Origin of the sequence: Streptomyces sp. NPDC127177, from assembly GCF_042672475.1 — a bacterium.
Classification (GTDB): domain Bacteria; phylum Actinomycetota; class Actinomycetes; order Streptomycetales; family Streptomycetaceae; genus Streptomyces.
In genome coordinates this window covers 15,860-39,994 of the sequence record NZ_JBHXUW010000056.1, presented here as the reverse complement: position 1 = coordinate 39,994, position 24,135 = coordinate 15,860, and the positions used below count along the sequence as shown (strand labels likewise).

Sequence of the window (24,135 nt, the reverse complement as noted above, 5' to 3'; positions counted from 1 at the left end):
CGGACTCAGCCGAACTCGGGTGCCGGGACGGCCTGGCCGCCCAGCGCGTCGCGCCGCTCGGGCGGTGCCAGGCTCACCATGCGCCGCCAGCCCCCGAGGAGCTCGTACGCGTAGACGGCGTGGATCCCCGCGGCCAGCGCGGCGGCCTTGGCACGCGGCCAGTCCAGGATGCGGCCCATGTGATCCATCACGGCGAGACTGACGTCGCGGTAGACCCGGATCTCGCCGAGCGCGCACTCACGCAGGATGCTCTGGATCGTGCGGCCGTGTCCCGACCGGGCGAGGCGCAGCAGTTCCTCGTGGCAGTACGCCAGGTGGTTGTCCTCGTCGTTCGAGATCATCCGCACCGCGCGGCCCAGGTCGGGATGGTCGGCGAAGTACCTGCGCAGTAGCCGCATCTGCTCGGACGCGCGCTGTTCGGTCACCCGGCTGTGCGCGAGGTAGGTGATGATGTCGCGCTCGGTGAGCGGCTCGTCCCGCCCCAGCCGCTCATGGGACAGGCCGATGCCCGACCGCTCCAGCAGCATCGTGTAGTCGGTCTCGTGCGGGACCTCGGCGGGTGCCAGACCGCGCTTCTTGAGCAGGGCGTTGAAGATCCGGCCGTGCTTGTCCTCGTCGGCGCCGTGCCGGGCGATCTTCGGGGCGAGCGCGCGCTGGCCGACGGGTGCGAGGGCCGCGATACGGCCGTTCTCCCAGCCGCCCTGGGACTCGCCGCCGGCGGCGATGGAGCAGAACAGCCGGAACGACTCGTCGTCGTCGAGGATCTCCTGGAACAGGCTCTTTGCCGAGAGCATCACTGCCACCTCCGTACCGGCGTCCGCCGAGCGACAGTCAAATGCGCCCGGGCCCGACGGGCAACAGGAACACCCCCGCACTGGGCCGAACGAGCACCCGCCGGAGCCCTGTCACCGACCCCGGCGAACCGTTTCCGCACAGGCCCCGTAACCCAACCGCCGGCGGCCGCGTTGTTCCGCGTGACGGCCGTGGCGGGGAGGCCCCCGAGCCCCCACCACGGCCGTGGTGCCACCGCCCCGGCGCCCGCCGTCCGGGCGGACGGCGGGACTTCCGAAACAGGCCCCGGGACGCGCCGGGCCGCGCGCCCGCCGGGGTTACGGGACGGCTCTCAGGCGAGTCCGGACCGCTCCAGGGCCTCCGTGCCGGCGCGCAGCGCGGTGATCCGCTCGTCGAGCGTGAAGCCCGCCGGGGCGAGGGTCAGGGTGGTGACGCCCGCGGCCGCGTAGGCCTGCATCCGGTCGGCGATCCGCTCCACCGAGCCCAGCAGCGTGGTCTGGTCGATCAGCTGGTGCGGTACGGCGGCGGCCGCTCCGCTCTTGTCGCCGGACAGGTACTTCTCCTGGATCTCGGCGGCTTCCTTCTCGTACCCCATGCGCTGGGCGAGCTGGTTGTAGAAGTTCTGCTTGGGACTGCCCATCCCGCCCACGTACAGCGCGGTGTAGGGCCGGAACATGTCGGCGAGGCCGTTGACGTCGTCACCGAGCGCCAGCGGCAGCGTCGGGCAGACGTCGAAGCCCTCCATCGTCTTGCCGGCCTTCTCCCGGCCCGCCCGCAGGTGCTTCACCGCGGTGTCCTCGAGGTGGTCCGCGGACGGGAAGATCAGCAGGGCTCCGTCGGCGATCTCGCCGGTCTGCTCCAGGTTCTTCGGGCCGATCGCGGCGATGTACAGCGGGATGTGCTCGCGCTGCGGGTGGATGGTCAGCTTGATCGGCTTGCCCGGTCCGTCCGGCAGCGGGAGCGTCCAGTGCTGTCCCTCGTACGAGAGCCGCTCGCGGGTCATCGCCCTGCGGACGATCTCGACGTACTCCCGGGTGCGGGCCAGCGGCTTGTCGAACTTGACGCCGTACCAGCCCTCGGAGACCTGCGGTCCCGAGACCCCGAGGCCGAGCCGGAACCGGCCGCCGGACAGCGAGTCGAGGGTGGCCGCGGTCATCGCCGTCATGGCGGGCTGACGGGCCGGGATCTGCATGATCGCGGAGCCGACGTCGATGGACTCGGTCTGGGCGGCCACCCAGGTCAGCACGGTCGGCGCGTCGGAGCCGTAGGCCTCGGCCGCCCAGCAGACGTCGTAACCGAGCCGGTCGGCCTCCTGCGCGACGGCGAGGTTGTCCCCGTCCATACCCGCGCCCCAGTAACCGAGATTGATGCCGAGCCGCATAGCCGCTCTCCTTACTGATCAGTAACGTCCGTGTGTTCCGGACTCTAGCGCGCGGGACGGGGATCCGGCAGGGGTGACCCGGGGCCCGGTTGTCCACAGCCCTGCGCCCGGTGGAGCCATGGCCAGTAATCTCAGCGCCCATGGAGCAGAGGCATCTCGGCCGCACCGGCCTTCGAGTGTCCCGGATCGGGCTCGGCACCCTCACCTGGGGCCGGGACACCGACGAGCACGACGCTGCCGAGCAGCTGAAGGCCTTCTGGGAGGTGGGCGGCACCCTGGTCGACACCGCGGACGTGTACGGCGGCGGCGAGTCCGAGTACCTGCTCGGGCAGCTCGTCGACGGCCTGGTGCCGCGGAGTGATCTGGTCATCGCCACCAAGGCCGGGAGCGTGCCCGATCCGTACCGCAGATTCGACGGTTCGCGCGGGCACCTGCTGGCCGCACTCGACGCCTCGCTCGCCCGGCTCGGCACGGATCACGTCGACCTGTGGCAGGTGCACGCCTTCGACCCGGTGACCCCCTTGGAGGAGACACTCCAGACGCTGGACCTGGCGGTGTCCAGCGGACGCGCCCGCTACGCGGGGGTGTCGAACTTCTGCGGCTGGCAGCTGGCCAAGGCGGCGACCTGGCAGCTCGCATCGCCCGGCGCACGGACCAGGCTGGCCAGTACGCAGATGGAGTACTCGCTGCTGCAACGGGGCGTGGAACGCGAGGTGTTGCCGGCCGCGCTCGACCTCGGGGTGGGGCTGCTGCCGTCGTCGCCCCTGGGCCGGGGGGTGCTGACCGGCAAGTACCGCACCGGCACTCCGGCGGACTCCCGCGGGGCCTCCGAGCTGCTGGCCCCGTTCGTCGAGCCGTATCTCGACGAGGCGGCGAGCCGCATCGTGGACGCCGTGGCGACCGCAGCCGACGGCCTGGCCACGACACCGCTCCAAGTGGCCCTGGCCTGGGTGCGGGACCGGCCCGGCGTGGTGGCCCCGATCATCGGCGCGCGCAACGCGCGGCAGCTCACGGAGGCATTGTCAGTGGAGGCGCTTAGTCTTCCTGACGAGATCTGCCGCGCGCTCGACGATGTGTCGGCGCCCGTGCACCGCTATCCCGACCAGGACTGGAGCACGCTGTGACTGCGCTTCCCCGGGGGGAATCCCCCGGCCCCTCGGCCACCGACGACGACAGCGTTGTCGCGGACGCCCCCGTGCCCGCCCCCGCCGAGGGGACCGCCGGGGCGGGCGAGCCGGCGGACGCCGGCGACACCGGAGACGAGACGCCAGCCGCGGCCGACGGCACGGAGGAAGCGACCCACGGTACGGACGAGGCTGCGGACGGTACGGACGAGACCGCGGACGGCGCGGACGCGACAGCGGAGGGCGCGGAGAAGGACGCGGCAGCGGAGGGCGACGCCGCCGCCCCGGCCCTCTCCGAGGCCGAGGCCGAGCTGGCCGCCCAGCGCGAACTGCGGGAGCGGATCGACAAGCGCAAGGCCGAGAAGGAGGGCCCCATCCCGGCCGGCACGAAGCTGAGCGGCCCGGCCGCCGATCTGCTGGCTGCCGTACGGGCCGTGGAGAGCGGCGAGAAGCCGGGGGCCGCGTTCTTCGACTCCCCCGCCCCGGCCGTCCCCCGCCGGACCGCCCCGGTGCCCGCACCGGCGCGTGAGCGGCCCCAGGAGCCCGCCCAGGCCCCCCAGGGCCCCGAGCCCTCGACGGTCGCCGCCGTGGCCGCCGTGCTGGCCGGGGGCGGGGCTCCGGAGAGCCTGGCCGCCCCGGCCGCCGGGACGCTCGGTGGACAGGCTGCCGATGTCCTGCGGGAGGACCCCTGGCAGCTGCTCTCCGTCCCCGGCGTCGCGCCGGAACAGGCCGACGGCTTCGCCCGGGCGCTGCTGGGGCCCGAATGCGGACCGGACGACGAGCGGCGCACCGCTGCCCTGGTGGGCTGGCTGCTGGAGCGCGCGGCACTGCAGGGCCACACCGCGCTGGACGCGACGGAGGTGCGGGCCGCGCTCGCCGGCCGCGCGGTGACCGACCCGGACGCGGCCGTGCAGCACGCCGTGGCCGAGGGCGTCGTCCTGGTCTTCCAGGACGGCGGGGACGACGAGGGGGCCGAGGAGGCGGAAGACGCCCCGGAAGGCGGCTCGGAGGCCGACGAGGGCGCGCAGGAGCCGGTGCAGGTGTTCCTCGGCCTCGACCGGTACGCACTGGCCGAGGAGAGCCTCGCCGACGGCCTGGCCCGACTGGTGAACGCCTGCGAGAAGGACGCCGACTGGTCCGCGGCCGCCTCGTCCGCGCCCTCCCCCTCGGCCGCCGAGCTGATCCGCGCCGCCGCGGCGCACGGGCTCGTCGCGCACACCGGCGGCGAGGCCGCCAGGGCCGAGCCCGCCGCCCTGATCGCGGCGGCGAACGGCCTCGGCCTGCGGGCGCTGGGCGCCACCCACAGCGTGGACGGCAGGCAGCGGCTCGCCGAGGCGGTGGGCGATCCGAGGACGGCCGTCACGCTGGCCGGGCTGCTCTCCGGCGCCGAAGGCCCCGGACGGGACGAGGAGGGTGCCGTCGCCGTCGATCTGCTGGTCGTGCTCGATGCCCCGCAGGTCGACGTCGAGACCGGCGCGATGCTGGTGGAGGCCCTGGCCGACGGGACCCGTCTGGTACTCAGCGGCGATCCGGGCGTGCTGGCATCGGCGGGCGCGGGCCGGGTCTTCGCCGATGTGCTGGCCGCCCGGGCGTGCCCGCAGGTCGTCTCGCGCACACCGGATCCCGGTCCGATGGGCGAGCTCGTCTCCGGTATCGGCATCGGGGAGCTGAACCAGGTGGCGGCCCCGGGCAAGGAGGTGGTGATCGTCCCCGTGCGTGACGCGGGCGAGGCGGTGCACCGCACCGTCCAGCTGGTCGCCGACTCGGTGCCGCGCGCCATCGGGGTGCCGTCGTCCGACACTCAGGTGATCACCGTCGGCCACGGCGGCTCGGCGGGCACCCGGGCGCTCAACGAGGCCCTCAAGCAGCGGCTCAACCCCGGCCCCGGGCGGTTCGGCGGCTTCGACCCGGGTGACCGGATCGCGCACGTCCCCGCGCCGGGCAGGACCGTGCCGGGCGTGGTCGTGTCGGCCGACGCCGAAGGCCTGCACCTGGACTGCGCGGGGACGCCGGTCGTCGTACCGCAGGAGCGGGTGGAGGCTTCCGTGCGCCATGCCTGGGCGCTCAGCGCCCATCAGGCGGCCGGCATGCGCTGGCCCGCGGTGGTCGTCGTGCTGCCGGGTGACGCGGCGCAGGGGCTCAGCCGCCCGTGGGTCCACACCGCCTTCAGCCGGGGTGAGCGGCACCTTTCGGTGGTACACGGGGTGGACCAGGCGCTGCCGCGTGCGGTCGCCCAGTCCCCCTCGCAGGACCGCACCACCCGGCTGCGCACGCTGCTGGAGGCATCGGACGGGTGAGCGCGGACTGCCGGGCGGATGCGCCGCGCATCCGCCCGGCAGTCCGGCACACACCGGTCAGGACCGCTCTGACACCCAACCGTCCGGCACACACCGGTCACGATCGGTCAGGACCGGTCTGGATCGGCCTTGAGGGCAGGTCGGGTCGGGAGAGACGGGCCGGGCTCGGGGGACCGGTCAGGAGCCGTCCCGCGCCAGGCCGTCCAGCTCTCCGTCCAGCTCGTCCTCGTCGAAGACGGCGCTGACGTCGAACCGGCAGACCACCAGTTCGGGGTCAGCGTCGTCGAAGGGCGCGCCCAGCCACTCTCCCGGCTCCGGCAGCTCGTCAGCCGCCGCGACCCAGAGCGTGGAGTCGCCCTCCTCGAGACCGAACTCCGTGTGCCGGGACGCGATCTCGTCCGCCTCGTACTCCCCGAAGAGCACCCCCAGCGCCGCATGGACGCTGCTGCCGGCCACGGCCGCGCTCGTACCGTCGCGGTCGTCCGGATCCACGTCGGCGAGGCGCTGGGCCTGCGCGAGAAGCCGCTGCGGCTCCACCACCGCGTAGTCGCGGCGGATCAGCACACTGATCGCGTTCGGCTCCTCGGGACCGTTGTAGGGCGGCAGGGCGTCCTGCGCCCCCGGAATCTCGAAGGGGGTGACCTCGTCGTGGCGGTCGTAGAGCAGTTCGTCGTAGACCTCCGCCGCAGCGGCCAGTGCGTTGAACGCGTCGTAAACAGCGGGGTCGTCGTCCCCGGACCGGCGTTCGACCGCCTCGAGGTGGCGGTCGAGCGCGACCTTGACCGCATCGGCGGCGGCGCGTACCTCGGCAGCGGTGGGCTGCGCAGCATCAGACATAGGGCAGACGCTATCCGTACACGGGCTCTGCCCGCACAATAGATGCGATGCCGGAATACGAATTTGTCGACGTGTACGTACCGCGCGGGGTGTCCCGGAAGGAGACGACCCGCCTGCTGACCGACCATGCCGAGTACGGGCACTGGGAATTGGACCGCCTGTCGCTGCGCCGCGACGGCAGCCGCAGGGTGCGGCTGCGCCGCCGGATCATCCGCCAGCTGCGTGCCACCTGGTGAAACGGAACGGGCCCCGCTGTCGCGGGGCCCGCTCCCTTCGCCGTGCTCCTGCCCGGTGCCGTCTGCGCTAGGCGGCCCGGCCGCGGCGGTAGAGCACCGTGCCCGCGCCTGCCAGCAGCAGACCCGCGCTCGCCGGGATGAGCAGGTCGAGCCCGCCCGCTCCGGTGTGTGCGAGCTGCGGGGTGCTCTCCGGCACCGTCTGCGGCTCGGGCGCGTTCGGGATGGTGCGCGGTCCGGGTGACGGCGGTGTCACGTGGTGGACCGGGGTCTCCGGAACGTCGACCGGCGGTGCGCTCTCGTTCTCGCACGTGTTGCCGGACGCGGGGTTCAGCAGGCCGATGATGGTGACGCTGTTCCCGCAGGCGTTCACGGGAATGTCGATGGGGACCTGGACCTGGTTGCCCGAGAGCAGACCGGGTGAGCCCTGCGTGTACCCCTGGGCCGTCGCCCCGCCCCCGTCGTCGCTGCGGGCGGCCCGGTGCTTACCGGTGCCCGCCCGCACCCCCTGACCGCGGTCGTCCGACGCGCTGCCGCTGCGGCTGTCCGCCGCGTGGCTGCCGGACGTGCCGGCGGTTGATCCGCCGGATCCGGCGGCCGCCCCGCCCGAACCGTTTCCGCAGGCATTTCCCGCGGTCGGGTTGAGCAGTCCGACGACGCTCACGGAGTTACCGCAAACGTTGACCGGGACGTCGACCGGGATCTGTACCGAATTCCCAGAAAGCACCCCCGGGGAATTCGATGCGCCGCCGGACGCTCCCGCGTCGGCGTGCGCGTAACCGCCACTGAGCGCGAGCACGCCGCCCGCCGCCGCCATGGTGATCAGGCCTTTACGCGTGACCTGTCGCATAGGTTGTTTCCTGCCTTCTACCTTCCGGAATACCCCCGGACTTGAACGTGCGGAGGCAAAGGACCCGACGGCCCCGGAGCACATGGCTTGTGCTGCGGGGCCGACCGGGCTCAAACCCTTGCGGGTTGACGCACAACGTCAGGCGTTGACGCAGGTGTTGCCGAAGGTGGGGTTCAGCAGCCCGATCACGGAGATCGTGTTGCCGCACACGTTCACGGGAACGTGGACGGGAACCTGGACGACGTTGCCCGAGAGCACGCCGGGGCTGCCGATGGCGGCACCCTGGGCGCCGGAGTCCGCGACGGCCATGCCGGCACCCGCGAGCACCAGACCACCGGTGACAGCCGCAGCGGCGACGATCTTCTTGATCATTATTCCTCCTAGTTGGCAAATGCGGTCCCAGCCGCGGACCGCATCACCTGTAACGAGGAGGAAGTAATGGGGCTACGAGCAGGAAGCCCCTTTCACTCTTTCCGGTTAGATACGTACAAGCTGGCGAATATCTCGATGGCGGGTCAGCTGTTGTCGATGAACCGGTCGAGAACACGGGCGCCGAATTTCAGGCCGTCGACCGGCACCCGCTCGTCCACACCGTGGAACATGCCCGCGAAGTCGAGCTCCGGGGGGAGCTTCAGCGGGGCGAAGCCGAAGCAGCGGATGCCCAGGTCGTCGAAGGACTTGGCGTCCGTACCACCGGAGAGCATGTACGGAACAGCGCGGGCGATCGGGTCCTCCGCCTTCAGCGCGATCTGCATCGCGTCGACCAGCGAACCGTCGAAATCGGTCTCCAGCGCCTTGTCGCCGTGCACGTCCTCACGCTTGACGCGCGGGCCGAGGATCCGGTCCAGGTCGGCCAGGAACTCCTGCTCGTACCCGGGCAGGAATCGCCCGTCGACATGGGCGGTGGCCTGCCCCGGGATCACGTTCACCTTGTAGCCCGCGCCCAGCATGGTGGGGGCGGCCGAGTTGCGCAGGGTGGCGCCGACCATCTTGGCGATGCCGCCCAGCTTGGCCAGCGTGGCGTCCATGTCCTCGGGGTCGAGCGGCGTGCCGAGCGCGTCGGACAGCTCGTCCAGGAAGGACCGCACCGTCTTGGTGACCCGCACCGGCCAGGTGTGCCGGCCGAGCCTTCCGACCGCCTCGCAGAGCTCGGTGATCGCGTTGTCGTCATTGGTCATCGAGCCGTGGCCGGCGGTGCCGTCCACGGTCAGCCGCATCCAGTGCATGCCCTTCTGGGCGGTCTCCACGAGATAGAGCCGCAGGTTCTCGTTGACCGTGAAGGAGAAGCCGCCGACCTCGCCGATCGCCTCGGTGACGCCCTCGAACAGATCGGGGTGCTTGTCGACGAGATAGCGGGCCCCGTACGTACCGCCCGCCTCCTCGTCCGCGAGGAAGGCGAGGACGATGTCCCGCGGGGGCTTGCGCCCGCTGCGCATCCGCTCGCGCACGACCGCGAGCGTCATCGCGTCCATGTCCTTCATGTCGACCGCGCCCCGGCCCCACACGCAGCCGTCCGCGATCTCCCCGGAGAAGGGGTGGTGCGTCCAGTCGTGGGCGTTGGCCGGGACGACGTCGGTGTGGCCGTGGATCAGCAGGGCGGGCTTGGAGGAGTCCTCGCCCTCGATCCGCGCCACGGTGGAGGCACGGCCCTTGTGGGACTCGAAGATCTGCGGCTCCAGCCCCACCTCCGCGAGCTTCTCCGCCACGTACTCGGCGGCCTGCCGCTCGCCCGGCCCCGAATGGTCCCCGTAGTTGCTGGTATCGATCCGGATGAGATCACGACAGAGGTCCACGACCTCGTTCTCGGCGCTCTCGCCGGAGCCGGTCCGGGCCGCTCTGGTCTCGCTCACGCTGGTTCCTTCCACTGTCGCTGTGGTGCTCCCCCTCATCCTCCCGCGCCCGGCCCGCACACCCAAGGCCCCCCACCTCTCGTCATGCGCCCTTCACACGAACCCGGGCGTGATCGAGCACCCCTCAATGTTTGCTATGGTTTTCCACGTCGGAACGGGCCGGGCCCGCGAGACAGACACCTTGTCCGGGTGGCGGAATGGCAGACGCGCTAGCTTGAGGTGCTAGTGCCCTTTATCGGGCGTGGGGGTTCAAGTCCCCCCTCGGACACAGAAGCAAGTGCCGATCAGGAGCGATCCTGGTCGGCACTTCGCGTTTCCCGGGGAAGCGGGCCGCGCACCCTTGTTGAATCGGTTCAGCCCTGGTTAACGTCCCCGGTGACAAGGGCGCTGCCGACCGAGGAGACCCATGAGCCGCACAGCTGCCGACACTCCCTGGTACGAGGACATGGGTCCGGGATCGGGCGGACTCGCACCACGCTCCTGGTACGCGGCGTCCGATGCCGCGCGGTTGTCCCTGAACGGCGAATGGGCCTTCCGGCTCTCGCCGCGCGCCGACACCGAGGACGAGTCGTTCGCGCGGCCGGGGTTCGACGCGTCGGCGTGGGGTTCGGTCGAGGTGCCCGGGCACTGGGTGCTCCAGGGCGCCGGGGGCGCCCCCGCGTATACGAACGTCGTCTATCCCTTCCCCGTCGATCCGCCACGGGTGCCGTCCGAGAATCCGACCGGCGACCATCTGCGGACGTTCACCCTGCCCGCGGGGCTGCCTGCGGGCGGCGGGAGCGTGCTCCGGTTCGACGGAGTGGAGTCGTGCGCCCGGGTCTGGCTCAACGGGCAGGAGCTGGGCGACTTCAAGGGCTCCCGGCTGGCGCATGAGTTCGCCGTGGGCCATCTGCTGCGGGCCGGTGAGAACGTGCTGGCCGTACGGGTGCACGCCTGGTCGTCGGGGAGCTACCTGGAGGACCAGGATCAGTGGTGGCTGCCGGGCATCTTCCGTGACGTGACACTGCTGCACCGGCCGCAGGGCGCGCCCCGGGACCTCTTCGTGCACGCCGGGTACGACCACCGCGACGGCTCCGGGACGCTGCGGGTGGAGTGCGAGGGAACCGAGGGACGGGTTCTCGTGCCGGAGCTGGGGATCGACGTCCCGGCGGGCGAACCGGTGACCGTGGCGGTGGAACCCTGGACCGCCGAGACGCCCCGGCTGTACGCCGCGGAGCTGGTGACACCGGGCGAACGGATCCCGCTGCGGGTCGGCTTCCGTACGGTCGTCGTCGAGGACGGCGTCATCAAGGTAAACGGGCGGCGGCTGCTCTTCCGCGGGGTGAACCGGCACGAGTTCCACCCGGAGACCGGCCGGGCCGTCGACGCGCGGACCATGCGGCGCGATCTGGTGCTGATGAAGCAGCACAACATCAACGCCGTACGGACCAGCCACTATCCGCCGCACCCCGCCTTCCTCGATCTCTGCGACGAGCTGGGTCTCTGGGTGATCGACGAGTGCGATCTGGAGACACATGGCTTTGTCGACCTGGAGTGGCGCGACAACCCGGTGGACGACGACCGGTGGACACCCGCGCTGCTGGACCGTGCGGCCAGGATGGTCGAACGCGACAAGAACCACGCCTCGGTGATCATCTGGTCGCTGGGCAACGAGTGCGGTTCGGGCCGCGGCCTGAGCGCGATGGCCGAGTGGATCCGGGGGCGGGACCCGGAGCGGCTGCTGCACTACGAGGGCGATCACTCGTGCGAGGACGTCGATCTGTACTCACGGATGTATCCGACGCACGCCGAGGTCGAGCTCATCGGCAGGCGGGCCGAGGAGCCGTGGGCCGACGCGGCGCTGGACGCCCGGCGGCGGGCCATGCCCTTCTTCATGTGCGAGTACGCCCACGCCATGGGCAACGGGCCCGGCGGACTCAGCGAGTACCAGAGGCTCTTCGAGCGGTACGAACGCTGCCAGGGCGGATTCGTCTGGGAGTGGATCGACCACGGCTTCGCCCACCCGGAGCTCGGTTTCGCCTACGGCGGGGACTTCGGCGAGGAGCTGCACGACGGCAACTTCGTCTGTGACGGCCTGCTCTTCCCCGACCGCACTCCCTCCCCGGGGCTCGTCGAGTACAAGAAGGTGATCGAACCGGTGCGGATCGGCCCGGGCTCCTCGGCGGGCGCCTTCACGGTCACCAACGGCCATGACTTCTCCGGGCTCGGGCAGCTGGAGTTCCTGTGGTCGCGCGAGGTGGACGGAGCGGTCGTCGCCTCGGGCACCCTGGCGGTTCCGGAACTGGCCCCCGGCGCATCGGCCGAGGTCGTGGCGGAGGACGGCGGCGAGGGCGTGTGGACGGTGCGGGCGGTGCTCGCCGAGGACACCTCCTGGGCCGAGCGCGGGCACGTGGTGGCGTGGGGCCAGGCCGAGGCGGGTGCGCCGGGGCTCCCCGCCCCGGCGGCCGGTGCGCGTCCGGAGCGCCATGGGGACGTGATCACGCTCGGGCCCGGTGTCTTCGACGCGGCGACCGGGGCGCCGGTACGGCTGGGGAACATCGCGGTGGAGGGGCTGCGGCTGGATGTGTGGCGGGCGCCCACCGACAACGACAACGGTGCGGCGTGGCAGCCGGACGAGCGGTACGGGGTGCGGTGGCGGGAGCTGGGGCTGCACCGGATGCGGCACCGCCTCGACGCGGTCGAGGCCGGGGAGGACGCCCTGACCGTACGGACCCGGGTGGCGCCCGCCGGCTGGAACCTGGGCCTTCGCACCACGTACCGCTGGACCGCGGCCGGGGACCGGCTCGGCCTCACGGTGTCCGTGGTGCCGGAGGGCGACTGGCGGGTGCCGCTGCCCCGGCTGGGCATCCGGTTCGCGCTGCCCGCCGCGTACGACGGGGTGCGGTGGTTCGGCGGCGGTCCCGGTGAGGCGTACCCGGACACCCGGGCCGCCGCGATGCTGGGGCACTGGGAGATGGACGTGGACGCCTTGCAGACGCCGTACGTCAGGCCGCAGGAGAACGGCGCGCGGGCCGGCGTCCGGTGGGCGGAGCTGACGGACGGCGACGGTGCGGGGCTGCGGGCCGAGGGCGGTGCGCCGTTCTGGCTCACGGCGCGGCGCTGGACCAGCGAGCAGCTGGACGCGGCGGAGCACCTGCCGGAGACCGTGGCCGGGGACCGGGTGTGGGTCAATCTGGACCACGCGGTGCAGGGCATCGGCTCGCAGTCGTGCGGGCCGGGTGTGCTGCCGCAGTACCGGCTGGAAGCGGTCCCCGCCGAATTCTCCTTCGTCTTCTCGGCGTTGGGCTGACCTCCGACCGGCCCCGCGCCAAACCCCCTTCCCGGCCGGGGCCGGTGACGACGTAGCATCGTCGTTTTGCGGTGATCATCGCGGTTCACAAGGGGGAGATGTCATGGGCAGCGGTGGTGTACGGCGGGCCACGGTGCTCGCCGGGGTGGTGGCCGGCGCGGTCCTCGCATCCGGCATCGGGCTCTGGGCGACGGACAGTTGGCCCTTCCGCGACACCTACTGCTGGGGTGCGTGGGAGCAGGACAGCGGCCCGTCGTTCCTCGGCGACCAGGCGCTCGGCAAGTCCGGTTCGCAGCGCCGGGCCACCGAGTCCGCGCCGCCCTCGGCGGACCGGCCGCACGGCACCTGCACCCTGGCGGTGACCTCCGAGGTCGAGGACGACGACTCGGACCAGCCGCTCACCTTCAAGGAGCAGATCACCCTGGAGTACGGCCCCGTCCCGGCCGGCGCCAAGGAGCGCCGGGCCTGGATAGCCCAGTACTTCCACGGCTCGGCCTCGCCGCTCCCGGACGGGCTCGACGGGCTGGTCGCCGGCGACCGGGCCATGCTGGTCCTGCCCGAGGCGTGCGACGCGGACGGCAGGGCATCGGCCGTGACGATCAGGAGCGAGAGCTCGGGCGACGGCCATCTCGGCAAGGTGGCCATGCCGTTCGCGATCGGTGCCACCACCGATGTCGGCCGGATGCTGCTCGACGCGGCCAACACCACGATGAAGAAGGCGGGCTGCGCCCCGGACGAGTCCCTGCGCACGGTCTCGCCGATGGTGACGGTGGCCGAGGACCACGAGAGGGCCGTGCACCCGCTCTGCCGGATACCCGGGATGACCTTCGATTTCGGCGAGGGCTCGCACTACGAGCAGCAGGTGGGGGCGGTCACCGACCGGCTCCAGACGTGTTCGGTGGTGTGGCGGGCGCCGGGGGTGCCCGACGAGCCGTCGGCACAGTACGTGATGGCACGCCGGCCGCGCATGGTGGCCCTGTTCGACGGCCTCCCCGAGGGCGGCGCCCACGGTCTGCTGCGCACCACCTGCGGCGGGCGGCGGACGGTGTTCTACGGGAACGTGGAGACCGGCCTCAAGGGCCGGGGCAGTCCCGACGACCGGCGGGTGTTCGAGAACTTCGCCGACTCCGTGAGCCGGCGCATCGGGTGCGCGGACGGTGAGGGCGCATGAGCGAGGACAGCTCCATGGAGAACGCCCCGGACGCCCCGGACGCCGGGCACAGCGGTGCACCCGCCGCGGACACGGCGGACACGGCGGATGGCCGGGAGGGGAGCGGGCCCGCCGTTCCCGGAGCCGGCCGCGCCTCCTTCGTGCGCCGCCTGCTGCGGAGCCGTACCGCTCGCGCGGTCACCGCCGCCGGTCTGGTCGGTGCCCTGATCGGCGCCGGTGCGGTCGCCTGGCGCACCGACACGCTGCCGCTGCTCGGGCCCGCTCCCTGCTGGGACTCGCTCGGTGACTCCACCGTGTCTGAGCTCCTCGGTGACCGCCGGGTCGAGGTCGAGGAGCAGTCGCTCCAGAGCGATCCGCAGGGCGGGCTTTCGTACGGGCAGTGCCGCATCACCGGCTACGAGAACGACCGGGCCCGCCGTCAGGTGACCGTCGGGGTGCGCCTGCTGGACGGTCTGCGGGGGGCCGACGGGACGCAGTGGCCCCGGGAGTTCCTCACGGCCTCGATGGTGTCGCTGGGCGACGGCCTGCCGGGGATGGTGTCCGGCTCGCGGGGGTGGCTGGCGCTGCCGCAGAGCTGCACGGGCCGCGGTGAGTTCACCGGCCCCACCGTGGTGGAGATCGGCATGGGCCGGGCGGACCTCGAGATCTCCTCGGAGTACGAGCGGAAAGACCGCGCCGCTCTGACCGGCGCCCTGGTGGAGGCGGCCAACGGCGTCATCCGGTCCTTCGGCTGCTCGGGCAGCTACCCGGAGCCGCGGACCCTGCCGCCCGTCGTGGGCTGGAAGGACACCGACACGGCCGCGCTGTGCGGCATCAAGGGCCTCGCCCTTCCGGCGGCGTACCGCAAGGACCTGTCGCACACCAGAGTCGGCGGCGACGGCGGGCCGGCCCGGGTCTGCGAGGCCGGTGGCGACTACCGCGAACCGCTGCTGCGGATGACGACGGTGGTGGACCCGGCGCTGACCGAGATCTACTCGTGGGACGCGCTGCGGTCCGGCGCTACCGTGAAGGGCACCGGGGGGTACGGGAAGCTGGCCGGGAACCGGGCGGTGTACCGGACGCTCTGCCAGACCGGTCCGGTGATGTTCGTGGTGGAGCAGTTGAGGCAGACGAGGAACGCCGGGTTCACGCTCACGGCTGATCTGCTGCCGGCCTATGTCGCGGCGGAGACCGAGCGGATCGGCTGCGGCCCGCTGAAGGTGACGCTCCCCCGCACCTGACGCGCCCGACGCGGCTCACACGCACCCGCTCGTGAGCCGCGTCGGGTGCGTGGCCGAGTGGGGCCCCGTTCCTGTGGAAGGATTCGCCGGACCATGAGAACCAGCATCCCGGGGGCGGACCGGCCGGCGGACGGGCCCCGGTGAGGGGCCGCGCGAAGCCTCCCCCGTCACCCCTGCCCCAGCGCGACGGGATCGATCCGGTCCGGGTGCGGCTCCCGGAGGATCCGGACGGGCAGTGGCCCACGGTCGGTGATCATCTGCTGGCGCGGTTCGGCGCCGCGATCGGTGCCGACCGGGTCGGGGCGATGCTCACGGACGGCAGGTTCGTCGCGGCCCGGGGCGCGGTGACGGGCCGGGAGCCGTACGAGGCGGGCCGGTACCTCTGGTTCCACCGGGACTTCGCGCCTGAGGAGCCGGTGCCCTTTCCGGTCGGTGTCGTGCACCGCGACGAGCACCTGGTCGTCGTGGACAAGCCGCACTTCCTCGCCACGACGCCCCGCGGCCGGCACATCACCGAGACCGCGGTGGCCCGGCTCCGCCGTGAGCTGGGGCTTCCCCTGCTCCAGCCCGCGCACCGGCTGGACCGGCTGACCGCCGGGCTGGTCCTGTTCGTGGTCCGGCCCGGGGAACGGGGCGCGTACCAGACGCTGTTCCGGGACCGCCTGGTGCGCAAGGAGTACGAGGCGGTGGCCCGGTACGACCCCGGGCTGGCCCTCCCGCGCACCGTCCGCAGCCGCATCGTGAAGGAGCGCGGGGTGATCGCCGCCCGCGAGGAGCCCGGCGAGCCGAACAGCGAGAGCCGGATCGAGCTGCTGGACCACCGGGCGGGTCTCGGGCGCTACCGGCTGCTCCCCGCCACCGGACGGACGCATCAGCTGCGGGTCCATATGAACAGCCTGGGGCTGCCGATCGTCCATGACCCGGTCTATCCGGTGGTCCGGCCGGACGGCGCGCCGGACGACTGGTCGCACCCTCTCCAACTGCTGGCACGGGTACTGGAGTTCACCGATCCGGTCACGGGAGGGCCGCGCCGCTTCGAGAGCGGGCTGCGGCTCTCCGCGTGGCCGGAGGGGTGAGTCCGGTGGCCGCGCGCCGCCTCAGTGGCCGCGGGCGATCCACTCGTCCAGGTGCGGGGCCTCCGCGCCGATGGTCGTGGAGTCGCCGTGGCCGGTGCGGACGGCGGTCTCCGGGTCCAGGGCGAGCAGCCGGTCCCTGATCGAGGCGACGATCGTCGGGAAGTGGGAGAACGACCGCCCGGTGGCGCCCGGCCCGCCCTGGAAGAGCGTGTCACCGGTGAAGACGGTGGAAAGCCCGGGGGCGTACAGGCACACGGCACCCGGGGCGTGCCCGGGGGTGTGCAGGACCTCGAGGGTCGTGCCGGCGATCCGGATCTCCTGACCGTCGGTCAGTTCGCCGTCCGGGGTCCGGTCCGGGTGGGTCTGCTTCCACAGCGGCAGGTCGTCCGGGTGGAGCAGGACCGGTGCGCCGGTGGCGTCGGCGAGCGCCGGGGCCGCGTCGATGTGGTCGTTGTGCGCGTGGGTGCAGATGATGGCGCGCAGCGTGCGGCCGCCGAGCGCGGCCTCGATGGCGGCGGCGTCGTGGGCGGCGTCGATGACGACCGCCTCGGTGTCGTCGCCGACGATCCAGACGTTGTTGTCGACATCCCATTCGCCGCCGTCGAGGGCGAAGGTGCCGGAGGTGACGAGGTGGTCGATGCGGGCGCTCATCAGAAGACCACCACCGAGCGCAGGACGTCGCCGTCGTGCATCCGGGCGAAGGCCTGCTCGATGTCGCCGAGTCCGATGGTCTCGGTGACGAACGCCGCGAGGTCGATCCGGCCCTGCTGGTGCAGGTCGATGAGCATCGGGAAGTCGCGCGATGGCAGGCAGTCGCCGTACCAGGAGGACTTGAGGGAGCCGCCGCGGCCGAAGACGTCCAGCAGCGGGAGTTCGAGCTTCATCTCCGGGTTGGGGACGCCGACCAGGACGACGGTGCCGGCGAGGTCGCGGGCGTAGAAGGCCTGCTTGTACGTGTCGGGGTGGCCGACCGCCTCGATGACGACGTCGGCGCCGTTGCCGTCGGTGAGCGAGCGGATCGCCTCGACGGGGTCCGTGGAACGGGAGTTGACGGTGTGCGTGGCACCCATCTTCTTCGCCGTCTCCAGCTTGCGGTCGTCGACGTCCACGGCGATGATCTTCGCCGCGCCGGCCAGCCGAGCGCCCGCGATCGCGGCGTCACCGACACCGCCGCAGCCGATCACGGCGACCGAGTCGCCGCGGCCGACCTGGCCCGTGTTGATGGCGGCGCCGATGCCCGCCATCACACCGCAGCCGAGGAGCCCGGCGACGGCCGGTGCGACCTCGGGATCGACCTTGGTGCACTGGCCGGACGCGACCAGGGTCTTCTCGGCGAAGGCGCCGATGCCGAGGGCCGGGGAGAGCTCGGTCCCGTCCAGCAGGGTCATCTTCTGCTTCGCGTTGTGGGTGTCGAAGCAGTACCAGGGGCGGCCGCGCAGACACGCACGGCACTGCCCGCACACCGCACGCCAGTTGAGGACGACGAAGTCGCCCGGGGCGACGTCCGTGACCCCGTCGCCGACGGACTCCACGACGCCCGCGGCCTCGTGGCCGAGGAGGAAGGGGAACTCGTCGTTGATGCCGCCCTGCTTGTAGTGCAGGTCGGTGTGGCAGACGCCGCAGGCCTGGATCCTGACCACGGCCTCACCGGGGCCGGGGTCCGGAATCACGATGGTCTCGACGCGCACCGGCTCGTTCTTGCCCGGTGCGATGACCCCTTGTACGTGCTGCGCCATTCCCGTGGACTCCCTTTCCCGACGTTCCCGAAGATCGATCACGGGCAACGGTACGCCGTGCGGGGTACCGAGGGGCCGGGCACGACCGTCTTCAGGGCGCGAGCACGTCGAGTTCGTGCAGGGCGCCCACCGCGATCTCCTTGGTCAGCCGCTCCGCACCGGCCGCGTCGCCCTCGCGCACCGCTTCGGCGAGCCGGACGTGGAGGGTGACGGCCGCCGGGTCGGGGTCCTCGAACATCACCTGGTGGTGGGTGCGCCCCGCCAGGACCTCGGCGACCACGTCACCGAGGCGGGCGAACATCTCGTTGCCGGAGGCGTTGAGGACGATCCGGTGGAATGCGATGTCGTGTTCGAGATATCCCTCCAGCTGCTGGCCGCGCGAGGTGGCGACCATGCCGAGGGCCCGTTCGGTGAGCTGCGCGCACTGGTCCGCGGTGGCGTGGCGGGCGGCGAGCGAGGCGGCGACGGGCTCGATCGCCGAGCGCAGGACGGTCAGCGACCGCAGCTGGCGCGGCCGGTCGGCGCCGGCCAGCCGCCACCGGATGACCCGCGGATCGTAGACGTTCCACTCCTCGGTGGGCCGCACGGTCACCCCGACCCGTCGCCGGGACTCCACCAGGTGCATGGACTCCAGGACGCGGACGACCTCCCGCACCACCGTGCGGGAGACGTCGAAGCGCCGGGACAGCTCGTCGGTCCGCAGCACCTGACCGGGGCAGTGCTCCCCCGCGGTGATCTCCAGACCCAGGGCGTCCAGCACATGCGCATGCAGCCCCTGGGCAGGTGTGGTCATGGCCCAAGGGTACGGGGCCCCTCTCGGGAACATAAAGTACGACGTTTATGTCACAGCATCTTGAATAAGTCGTACGTATAGGTTTCAGTAGCGCGACGGACCGATGTCGAGGAAGACATCGACGAGGACAGCGAGGCACCGCAATGAGCACCCCCCACGTCGTCGTGGTGATGGGCGTCGCAGGAACCGGCAAGACCACGATCGGCCCCCTGCTCGCCTCCGCACTGGGCGTTCCGTACGCCGAGGGCGACGACTTCCATCCCCCGGCGAACATCGCCAAGATGTCGGCCGGCACTCCGCTGGACGACGCGGACCGGTGGCCCTGGCTCGACGCGATCGGGCAGTGGGCGCACGGCAGGGCCGGGCTCGGCGGCGTGGTCAGCAGCTCGGCGCTGAAGCGGGTCTACCGCGACCGGCTGCGCAGCGAGGCCCCCGGCGCCGTGTTCCTCCACCTGACGGGCGACCGGTCCCTGATCGAGGAGCGGATGGCGGACCGCAAGGGCCATTTCATGCCGACCGCACTCCTCGACTCGCAGTTCGCCACGCTTCAGCCCCTCGATGACGACGAGGCCGGCGTCGCCGTGGATGTGTCCGGCACCCCCGAAGAGATCACCCAGCGAGCCGTCGCGGCACTGCGCCGGCTGGACAACTAAGGATCATCACCGTGACCAGTCTCAGCGTCGAGATGCTGGCAGCGGACGCCGCCGAACCGATCACCTCGGCCGGCAACGCTCAGTTGGGCATCGCAGTCCTGGCGGGCATCGCCGTCATCGTTCTGCTCATCACCAAGTTCAAGATGCACGCGTTCCTCGCGCTCACCATCGGCTCGCTCGCGCTCGGTTCGTTCGCAGGCGCCGCGCCGGCCAAGACGATAGCGAGCTTCACCGCGGGCCTCGGCTCGACCGTGGCGGGCGTCGGCGTCCTCATCGCGCTCGGCGCGATCCTGGGCAAGCTGCTCGCCGACTCGGGTGGCGCCGACCAGATCGTCGACACCATCCTCGCGAGGACGAGCAAACGGGCCATGCCGTGGGCGATGGTCCTGATCGCCTCGATCATCGGTCTGCCACTCTTCTTCGAGGTCGGGATCGTGCTGATGATCCCGGTGGTACTGCTGGTCGCCAAGCGCGGCAACTACTCACTGATGCGGATCGGCATCCCGGCCCTGGCCGGTCTCTCCGTGATGCACGGGCTGATCCCCCCGCACCCCGGCCCGCTGGTCGCGATCGACGCCCTCGACGCCAACCTGGGCGTCACCCTGGCCCTCGGCGTGGTGGTCGCGATCCCGACGGTGATCCTCGCCGGCCCCGTCTTCTCCCGCTACGCCGCCCGCTGGGTGGACATCAAGGCGCCGGAGAAGATGATCCCGCAGCGCCCGTCCGAGGACCTGGACCGCAGGCCCGGCTTCGGCGCCACGCTCGCGACGATCCTGCTGCCCGTCGTGCTGATGCTGATCAAGGCCCTGGTCGACATCGTGGTGGACGACCCCGAGCAGGGCGTACAGCGGGTCACCGATGTGATCGGCTCCCCGCTGATCGCGCTCCTCGCGGCCGTCGTCGTCGGTATGTTCACGCTGGGCCGGGCGGCCGGATTCACCAAGGGCCGCCTCTCCGCCACCGTGGAGAAGTCCCTGGCCCCCATCGCCGGTGTGCTCCTGATCGTGGGCGCGGGCGGCGGATTCAAGCAGACCCTGATCGACGCCGGCGTCGGCCAGATGATCCTGGACTTCTCCGAGAGCTGGTCGATCCCCGCCCTGCTGCTCGGCTGGCTGATCGCCGTGGGCATCCGGCTCGCGACCGGTTCGGCGACCGTCGCCACCATCTCGGCGGCCGGTCTGGTCGCCCCACTGGCGGCCGACATGTCGACTTCGCACGCCGCCCTGCTGGTCCTCGCGGTCGGCGCGGGCTCGCTCTTCTTCAGCCATGTCAACGACGCCGGGTTCTGGCTGGTGAAGGAGTACTTCGGGATGGACGTCGGCCAGACGGTGAAGACCTGGTCGGTCATGGAGACCATCATCTCCGTGGTCTCACTGGTCTTCATCCTGCTGCTGTCGCTGGTCCTCTGAGGGCCGTCCCGTAGTCCCTGGTCAGCGCGCGGCGTCGGATGGCGGCGCACCGCAAGGCGGAGGAACGTCCGCGTACTGGATGTATTCGGGCGTTCCGACAACGCGGCGAGGCGCCGTAGCCGGCGTCGCGCGCCCGCCGGGGACCACGGGACAGCCCTTAGCGGCTCAGGACGCCGCGGGCCCGGTCTCCGTCACGGCTCCCGCGGCGGCTCGGCCGGGTCCGCGGGGATCCGCCACAGCGGGTGCTCGCTGCTCGCCCAGCGGCGCTCGACCGACCCGGTGCGCATGCCACGGCGTGCCTCCGGGTCGGCGTACGCCATCGCGATGTGACCGCCCAGCACGATGCCGATCGCCAGGGCCAGCCAGTCGTGGACGAAGGTCGCGCCGGTCCGCCACATCAGCGGGGCCAGGCCGGTGAACCACATCAGCAGCCCGGTACCGGTCATCACCAGCACCGCACCCGCGATCCAGGCCGCGTAGAGCTTCTGCCCGGCGTTGAACTTCCCGGCCGGCCGGGAGCCGGTCCGGTGGTCACGGCGGCGCACCGCCCGCAGCCACGTCCGGTCGTGCGGACCGAAGCGGTTGAGCCGTGACAGGTCGCCCCGCACGGCCCGCGAGAGCAGCCCGGCCAACAGCGGTACGGGGATCAGCAGCCCGGACCACTCGTGCACGGTGACCACCAGGTGGCGGCGGCCGACGAGTTCGGCGATCTGCGGCACGTACAGGCAGGCGGCCGTCGCCACGCAGAGCAGCATCAGCGCCGAGGTGGTGCGGTGCACCCACCGCACCGACCGGTGGAACCGCCGGACACGGCCGGGTGCCTCAGGTCGTGGGGGCGTCGTCACGGCCGTTGGACCGGCCGACCCAGGCGTCGACGTCATAACCGAGCTCCTCCCAGTAACCGGGGCGTACGGAGTCCGTGACGGTGATCCCGGAGAGCCATTTCGCCGACTTGTAGAAGTACATCGGGGCCACGTAGAGCCGGACCGGGCCCCCGTGGGAGTGCGATACCGGCCGGTCCTGCATGCGCAGCGCGACCAGCACATCGGCGCGGCGGGCCTGGGCGAGGGTGAGGCTCTCGCTGTAGGTGCCGTCGAAGCAGGTGAAGCGGATCGCCTTCGCTCCCGGCCGGACACCCGCCGCGTCCAGCAGCGCGGAGAGCCGCACGCCCTCGAACGGGGTCTCGGGGACTCGCCATCCGGTCACGCACTGCACATCGCGGACCATCCGGGTCTGCGGCAGCGCCTTCAGCGTGTCCAGGGTGTACGTGGCCGGCCGGTCGACCAGCCCGTCGACGGTCAGCCGGTAGTCGGCGGCGCTCTTCGACGGTACGGACGATGCGACCGAGTAGTAGCGGAAACCGCCGCCGTTGGGCAGCAGCCCGGTCAGCCCGGTTGGATCCTTGTCCGCGACCGCGCCCAGGCCCGATTCAAGGGTCCGCTGCAGGACCGGGGCGGCGACGAGCCCGGCGGCGCCGAGGCCGAGCATCGTCAGGACCAGGCGGCGGCCGAGCGGTGCGCCGACGGAATCCGGATCGGGGCCGGGCGCAGCCGGATCGGGGCCGGTACCGGGAGAGGGACTGTTCACTCCTCGATTCGAGCACTCCGGGCCGCCGGACGCCAGGGGCGGCCGCGGTCCGTCACCGGTCCGTCAGATTCTCCCGGCCACGGGCGGACCCCGGATGTCAGACTTGCGCCATGCCGAACCGTGAAGCGCTCAAGCCCTTCCTTCTCGTCTTCCCCGGACCGCTGCGCGACCAGCTGGTCACCGCGGTGCTCGACGGCCGGAAGGTGTCGACGACGGGACTGCTCGTGGAGTACGAGGCGGAGAAGGAGGAGCCGCCCCCGGTGGGCGAGCGGTCCGCCCTGATCGACTCGGACGGCCGGGAGATCGCGGTGCTGGAGGTGACGGAGGTACGGATCCTGCGCCTCGGGGACGTCGGCCTCCAGCACGTGCTCGACGAGGGCGAGGGTGACACCTCGGTCGCCCAGTGGCGCGCCGGCCACGAGCGGTTCTGGCACAGCGACGAGATGCGGGAGGCGCTCGGCGACCCGGAGTTCACGGTCGACGACGACACGATGGTGGTCGCCGAGCGGTTCCGGGTCGTGGAGCTGATCGACCCCGTCTGACCGGACGGGCGGGGAGCCTCATCCGCCGCCGGTCCGGGCCGGGTCCGTGTGCTTGGCGAGGTCCAGCCGGCGCCTGATCGCGAGCAGGCGGGGGTGGCGCTCGTGCAGTTCTCCCGAACGGCGGTCGAGCTCGTTGCCGAGGCGCTCCGTGCGCTTCTCGATGTCGAGCTCGTCCAGGATCCGGTCGACCTCGGCGAGCAGCGCTCCGTGCAGCTGCCATTTCCGGGGGTGGTCCTGGACCGCTGCCAGCAGCATGTCCGCCACCCGGTCCCGGGTCGCGCGGCTGACCGTGAGCGCGTCGGTCAGCCGCGTCTCGGCTCCTTCCGCGTTCGCGGCGACCGGAGTGGTGATCAGCATCGAGAAGCTCTCGACGGCCTCGGCCATCTGCCCGAAGAGTTCCGTGAGCCCGGAGGCCACGTCGGCGGGGAAGAGGGGTTCGTCGACCCGGTCCCTGGCGAGGTCGGTCAGGGTCCTGGCCAGTACCCGCAGCACCACAGCGCAGATCTCCAGGGTGTCCAGACCGGTGCGCAGCACGACGCGGTAGAGCAGCCCCTGCCGGACCCGGGGGTTGAGCATGAGGCTCTCCTCGGCCTGGCGCAGCGAGGCGTCCACGGCCACGATGTCGTGGTCGATGCGGCGGGCCCGGTGCAGCCGGTCGCCCGCCTGCTCGACGGTGACCCGCCCGGCCAGGTCGCCGCCCAGGTCACGGAACATCTCCCCCATCTCGCGGGCCAGTCCGTCGATCGACGCCCCCGCCGTCTCCACCCACACGGGCGGGGCGAACAGCAGGTTGAACAGCAGCCCCACGCCCGCGCCGATCAGCGTTTCGTACACCCGCTCCAGCGCGGTGTTGGCGACCTGGGCGACGCCGAGCACCAGCATCGCGCTGATCGCCACCTCGGGGACGAACTCGTTCACCCGGACCAGCCGGCCGATGATCAGCGAGGTGAAGATCGTCAGTCCGAGGCTCCACCAGGACAGTCCGACCAGCGAGCTGAAACCGCTCGCGATGAGCACACCGACGACCACCGCGTTCACCCGTCGGATGCCCGTGGTGAGCGTGGCGTACAGCGTGACCTGAACGACGAGCAGTGCGGTCAGCGGAGCGGTCAGGGGGGCGGGCTGGGACAGCGTCGCCGTCGCCACGGCATAGGCGATGACCGCGGCACCCGTGGAGCGCAGGGTCTGGACCCGCACGGATTCACTGGTGCGGCGGACGAGGTTGATCACGGGCTCGGCTACTCCTGGCATGTCCTTCTCATGCCCCGCATCCGGTGTCCCTCCACGGTTCGGCG

22 protein-coding genes and 1 tRNA gene are annotated in these 24,135 nt (G+C 71.9%); 11 read left to right on the top strand and 12 right to left on the bottom strand.

Features of this window, described 5'->3' with window-relative positions; all coding sequences use genetic code 11:
* Positions 1-5 precede the first annotated feature (5 nt).
* Both ACFVJX_RS28520 and ACFVJX_RS28515 read right to left on the bottom strand, forming a co-directional pair.
* Positions 6-794: a ferritin-like domain-containing protein gene (locus tag ACFVJX_RS28520; protein WP_384128236.1), complete on the bottom strand. Its 789-nt coding sequence runs from the start codon at positions 792-794 to the stop codon at positions 6-8.
* Positions 795-1,123: 329 nt separating this feature from the next.
* Positions 1,124-2,173: an LLM class F420-dependent oxidoreductase gene (locus ACFVJX_RS28515; RefSeq protein ID WP_384128234.1), complete on the bottom strand. Its 1,050-nt coding sequence runs from the start codon at positions 2,171-2,173 to the stop codon at positions 1,124-1,126.
* Between the two features lie 140 nt (positions 2,174-2,313).
* Here ACFVJX_RS28515 and ACFVJX_RS28510 point away from each other — a divergent pair, with 140 nt between their 5' ends.
* Together ACFVJX_RS28510 and ACFVJX_RS28505 are read left to right on the top strand one after the other, a co-directional pair.
* A complete protein-coding gene (locus tag ACFVJX_RS28510; RefSeq protein ID WP_384128232.1) occupies positions 2,314-3,297 on the top strand; it encodes an aldo/keto reductase in 984 nt (327 codons plus the stop codon).
* Entirely contained in the window at positions 3,294-5,594 is a 2,301-nt protein-coding gene (locus tag ACFVJX_RS28505; protein ID WP_384128230.1) for a helix-hairpin-helix domain-containing protein, read from the top strand. The genes ACFVJX_RS28510 and ACFVJX_RS28505 overlap by 4 nt, the downstream gene beginning before the upstream one ends.
* A 177-nt stretch (positions 5,595-5,771) precedes the next feature.
* Here ACFVJX_RS28505 and ACFVJX_RS28500 read toward each other — a convergent pair whose 3' ends face one another.
* Complete coding sequence (locus ACFVJX_RS28500) at positions 5,772-6,431, bottom strand: hypothetical protein (protein ID WP_384128228.1); 660 nt, start codon at positions 6,429-6,431, stop codon at positions 5,772-5,774.
* 47 nt (positions 6,432-6,478) lie between these two features.
* Between ACFVJX_RS28500 and ACFVJX_RS28495 the strand changes: the two genes are divergently transcribed.
* Complete coding sequence (locus ACFVJX_RS28495; RefSeq protein ID WP_250970632.1) at positions 6,479-6,667, top strand: DUF5703 family protein; 189 nt, start codon at positions 6,479-6,481, stop codon at positions 6,665-6,667.
* Between the two features lie 67 nt (positions 6,668-6,734).
* Here ACFVJX_RS28495 and ACFVJX_RS28490 read toward each other — a convergent pair whose 3' ends face one another.
* From ACFVJX_RS28490 to ACFVJX_RS28480, 3 genes are all read right to left on the bottom strand, one after another.
* Positions 6,735-7,514, bottom strand: a complete 780-nt coding sequence (locus ACFVJX_RS28490) for a chaplin (protein WP_384128226.1) — start codon at positions 7,512-7,514, stop codon at positions 6,735-6,737.
* A 138-nt stretch (positions 7,515-7,652) separates the two neighbouring features.
* Positions 7,653-7,886 carry a chaplin ChpH gene (gene chpH, locus ACFVJX_RS28485; protein WP_136328227.1) on the bottom strand — a complete coding sequence of 78 codons (234 nt, stop codon included), beginning with the start codon at positions 7,884-7,886 and terminating at the stop codon, positions 7,653-7,655.
* A 143-nt stretch (positions 7,887-8,029) separates the two neighbouring features.
* Complete coding sequence (locus tag ACFVJX_RS28480) at positions 8,030-9,364, bottom strand: M20/M25/M40 family metallo-hydrolase (RefSeq protein ID WP_384128223.1); 1,335 nt, start codon at positions 9,362-9,364, stop codon at positions 8,030-8,032.
* A 183-nt stretch (positions 9,365-9,547) separates the two neighbouring features.
* Between ACFVJX_RS28480 and ACFVJX_RS28475 the strand changes: the two genes are divergently transcribed.
* The 5 genes from ACFVJX_RS28475 (at position 9,548) to ACFVJX_RS28455 (ending at position 16,120) form a co-directional block, all read left to right on the top strand.
* Positions 9,548-9,632, top strand: a tRNA-Leu gene (locus ACFVJX_RS28475).
* Positions 9,633-9,770: 138 nt separating this feature from the next.
* Complete coding sequence (locus ACFVJX_RS28470; RefSeq protein ID WP_384128221.1) at positions 9,771-12,653, top strand: glycoside hydrolase family 2 TIM barrel-domain containing protein; 2,883 nt, start codon at positions 9,771-9,773, stop codon at positions 12,651-12,653.
* A 103-nt stretch (positions 12,654-12,756) separates the two neighbouring features.
* Positions 12,757-13,824 (top strand): hypothetical protein, encoded by a 1,068-nt coding sequence (locus ACFVJX_RS28465; protein ID WP_384128219.1) that lies wholly within the window; start codon positions 12,757-12,759, stop codon positions 13,822-13,824.
* Positions 13,821-15,044: a hypothetical protein gene (locus ACFVJX_RS28460; RefSeq protein WP_384128217.1), complete on the top strand. Its 1,224-nt coding sequence runs from the start codon at positions 13,821-13,823 to the stop codon at positions 15,042-15,044. The genes ACFVJX_RS28465 and ACFVJX_RS28460 overlap by 4 nt, the downstream gene beginning before the upstream one ends.
* A 140-nt stretch (positions 15,045-15,184) precedes the next feature.
* Positions 15,185-16,120, top strand: a complete 936-nt coding sequence (locus ACFVJX_RS28455; protein WP_384128215.1) for a pseudouridine synthase — start codon at positions 15,185-15,187, stop codon at positions 16,118-16,120.
* Between the two features lie 21 nt (positions 16,121-16,141).
* Here ACFVJX_RS28455 and ACFVJX_RS28450 read toward each other — a convergent pair whose 3' ends face one another.
* The 3 genes from ACFVJX_RS28450 to ACFVJX_RS28440 all read right to left on the bottom strand — a co-directional run bounded on the left by ACFVJX_RS28450 (position 16,142) and on the right by ACFVJX_RS28440 (position 18,649).
* Positions 16,142-16,771, bottom strand: coding sequence for an MBL fold metallo-hydrolase (locus tag ACFVJX_RS28450; protein ID WP_384128213.1), 630 nt, complete (start codon positions 16,769-16,771; stop codon positions 16,142-16,144).
* Entirely contained in the window at positions 16,771-17,856 is a 1,086-nt protein-coding gene (locus ACFVJX_RS28445; RefSeq protein ID WP_384128211.1) for an S-(hydroxymethyl)mycothiol dehydrogenase, read from the bottom strand. The genes ACFVJX_RS28450 and ACFVJX_RS28445 overlap by 1 nt, the downstream gene beginning before the upstream one ends.
* 91 nt (positions 17,857-17,947) lie before the next feature.
* On the bottom strand, positions 17,948-18,649 hold the full coding sequence (locus ACFVJX_RS28440; RefSeq protein WP_384128209.1) for a FadR/GntR family transcriptional regulator: 702 nt from the start codon (positions 18,647-18,649) through the stop codon (positions 17,948-17,950).
* A 143-nt stretch (positions 18,650-18,792) separates the two neighbouring features.
* Here ACFVJX_RS28440 and ACFVJX_RS28435 point away from each other — a divergent pair, with 143 nt between their 5' ends.
* Both ACFVJX_RS28435 and ACFVJX_RS28430 read left to right on the top strand, forming a co-directional pair.
* Positions 18,793-19,302: a gluconokinase gene (locus ACFVJX_RS28435; protein WP_384128207.1), complete on the top strand. Its 510-nt coding sequence runs from the start codon at positions 18,793-18,795 to the stop codon at positions 19,300-19,302.
* An 11-nt stretch (positions 19,303-19,313) separates the two neighbouring features.
* Positions 19,314-20,711 carry a GntP family permease gene (locus ACFVJX_RS28430; protein WP_384128205.1) on the top strand — a complete coding sequence of 466 codons (1,398 nt, stop codon included), beginning with the start codon at positions 19,314-19,316 and terminating at the stop codon, positions 20,709-20,711.
* 191 nt (positions 20,712-20,902) lie between these two features.
* Here the strand turns inward: ACFVJX_RS28430 and ACFVJX_RS28425 are convergent, their stop codons facing one another.
* Positions 20,903-21,592 carry a cytochrome b/b6 domain-containing protein gene (locus ACFVJX_RS28425; RefSeq protein WP_384128203.1) on the bottom strand — a complete coding sequence of 230 codons (690 nt, stop codon included), beginning with the start codon at positions 21,590-21,592 and terminating at the stop codon, positions 20,903-20,905.
* The gene (locus tag ACFVJX_RS28420) at positions 21,534-22,298 is read right to left on the bottom strand and encodes a molybdopterin-dependent oxidoreductase (RefSeq protein ID WP_384128201.1); all 765 of its coding nucleotides are present in this window, start codon (positions 22,296-22,298) and stop codon (positions 21,534-21,536) included. The genes ACFVJX_RS28425 and ACFVJX_RS28420 overlap by 59 nt, the downstream gene beginning before the upstream one ends.
* Positions 22,299-22,408: 110 nt before the next feature.
* On the opposite strand from ACFVJX_RS28420, the gene ACFVJX_RS28415 reads away from it, so the two are divergent.
* Entirely contained in the window at positions 22,409-22,840 is a 432-nt protein-coding gene (locus ACFVJX_RS28415; protein WP_384128199.1) for an ASCH domain-containing protein, read from the top strand.
* Between the two features lie 18 nt (positions 22,841-22,858).
* Here ACFVJX_RS28415 and ACFVJX_RS28410 read toward each other — a convergent pair whose 3' ends face one another.
* Positions 22,859-24,091: an aromatic acid exporter family protein gene (locus ACFVJX_RS28410; protein WP_384128197.1), complete on the bottom strand. Its 1,233-nt coding sequence runs from the start codon at positions 24,089-24,091 to the stop codon at positions 22,859-22,861.
* Positions 24,092-24,135 lie beyond the last annotated feature (44 nt).

Bases quoted from the DNA above. Each gene is read 5' to 3' on its own strand.
- ACFVJX_RS28520 (WP_384128236.1), bottom strand. From the start codon at position 794: ATGCTCTCGGCAAAGAGCCTGTTCCAGGAGATCCTCGACGACGACGAG.
- ACFVJX_RS28515 (WP_384128234.1), bottom strand. From the start codon at position 2,173: ATGCGGCTCGGCATCAATCTCGGTTACTGGGGCGCGGGTATGGACGGG.
- ACFVJX_RS28510 (WP_384128232.1), top strand. From the start codon at position 2,314: ATGGAGCAGAGGCATCTCGGCCGCACCGGCCTTCGAGTGTCCCGGATC.
- ACFVJX_RS28500 (WP_384128228.1), bottom strand. From the start codon at position 6,431: ATGTCTGATGCTGCGCAGCCCACCGCTGCCGAGGTACGCGCCGCCGCC.
- ACFVJX_RS28495 (WP_250970632.1), top strand. From the start codon at position 6,479: ATGCCGGAATACGAATTTGTCGACGTGTACGTACCGCGCGGGGTGTCC.
- ACFVJX_RS28490 (WP_384128226.1), bottom strand. From the start codon at position 7,514: ATGCGACAGGTCACGCGTAAAGGCCTGATCACCATGGCGGCGGCGGGC.
- chpH (WP_136328227.1), bottom strand. From the start codon at position 7,886: ATGATCAAGAAGATCGTCGCCGCTGCGGCTGTCACCGGTGGTCTGGTG.
- ACFVJX_RS28470 (WP_384128221.1), top strand. From the start codon at position 9,771: ATGAGCCGCACAGCTGCCGACACTCCCTGGTACGAGGACATGGGTCCG.
- ACFVJX_RS28465 (WP_384128219.1), top strand. From the start codon at position 12,757: ATGGGCAGCGGTGGTGTACGGCGGGCCACGGTGCTCGCCGGGGTGGTG.
- ACFVJX_RS28460 (WP_384128217.1), top strand. From the start codon at position 13,821: ATGAGCGAGGACAGCTCCATGGAGAACGCCCCGGACGCCCCGGACGCC.
- ACFVJX_RS28450 (WP_384128213.1), bottom strand. From the start codon at position 16,771: ATGAGCGCCCGCATCGACCACCTCGTCACCTCCGGCACCTTCGCCCTC.
- ACFVJX_RS28445 (WP_384128211.1), bottom strand. From the start codon at position 17,856: ATGGCGCAGCACGTACAAGGGGTCATCGCACCGGGCAAGAACGAGCCG.
- ACFVJX_RS28440 (WP_384128209.1), bottom strand. From the start codon at position 18,649: ATGACCACACCTGCCCAGGGGCTGCATGCGCATGTGCTGGACGCCCTG.
- ACFVJX_RS28435 (WP_384128207.1), top strand. From the start codon at position 18,793: ATGAGCACCCCCCACGTCGTCGTGGTGATGGGCGTCGCAGGAACCGGC.
- ACFVJX_RS28425 (WP_384128203.1), bottom strand. From the start codon at position 21,592: ATGACGTCGACGCCTGGGTCGGCCGGTCCAACGGCCGTGACGACGCCC.
- ACFVJX_RS28415 (WP_384128199.1), top strand. From the start codon at position 22,409: ATGCCGAACCGTGAAGCGCTCAAGCCCTTCCTTCTCGTCTTCCCCGGA.
- ACFVJX_RS28410 (WP_384128197.1), bottom strand. From the start codon at position 24,091: ATGCCAGGAGTAGCCGAGCCCGTGATCAACCTCGTCCGCCGCACCAGT.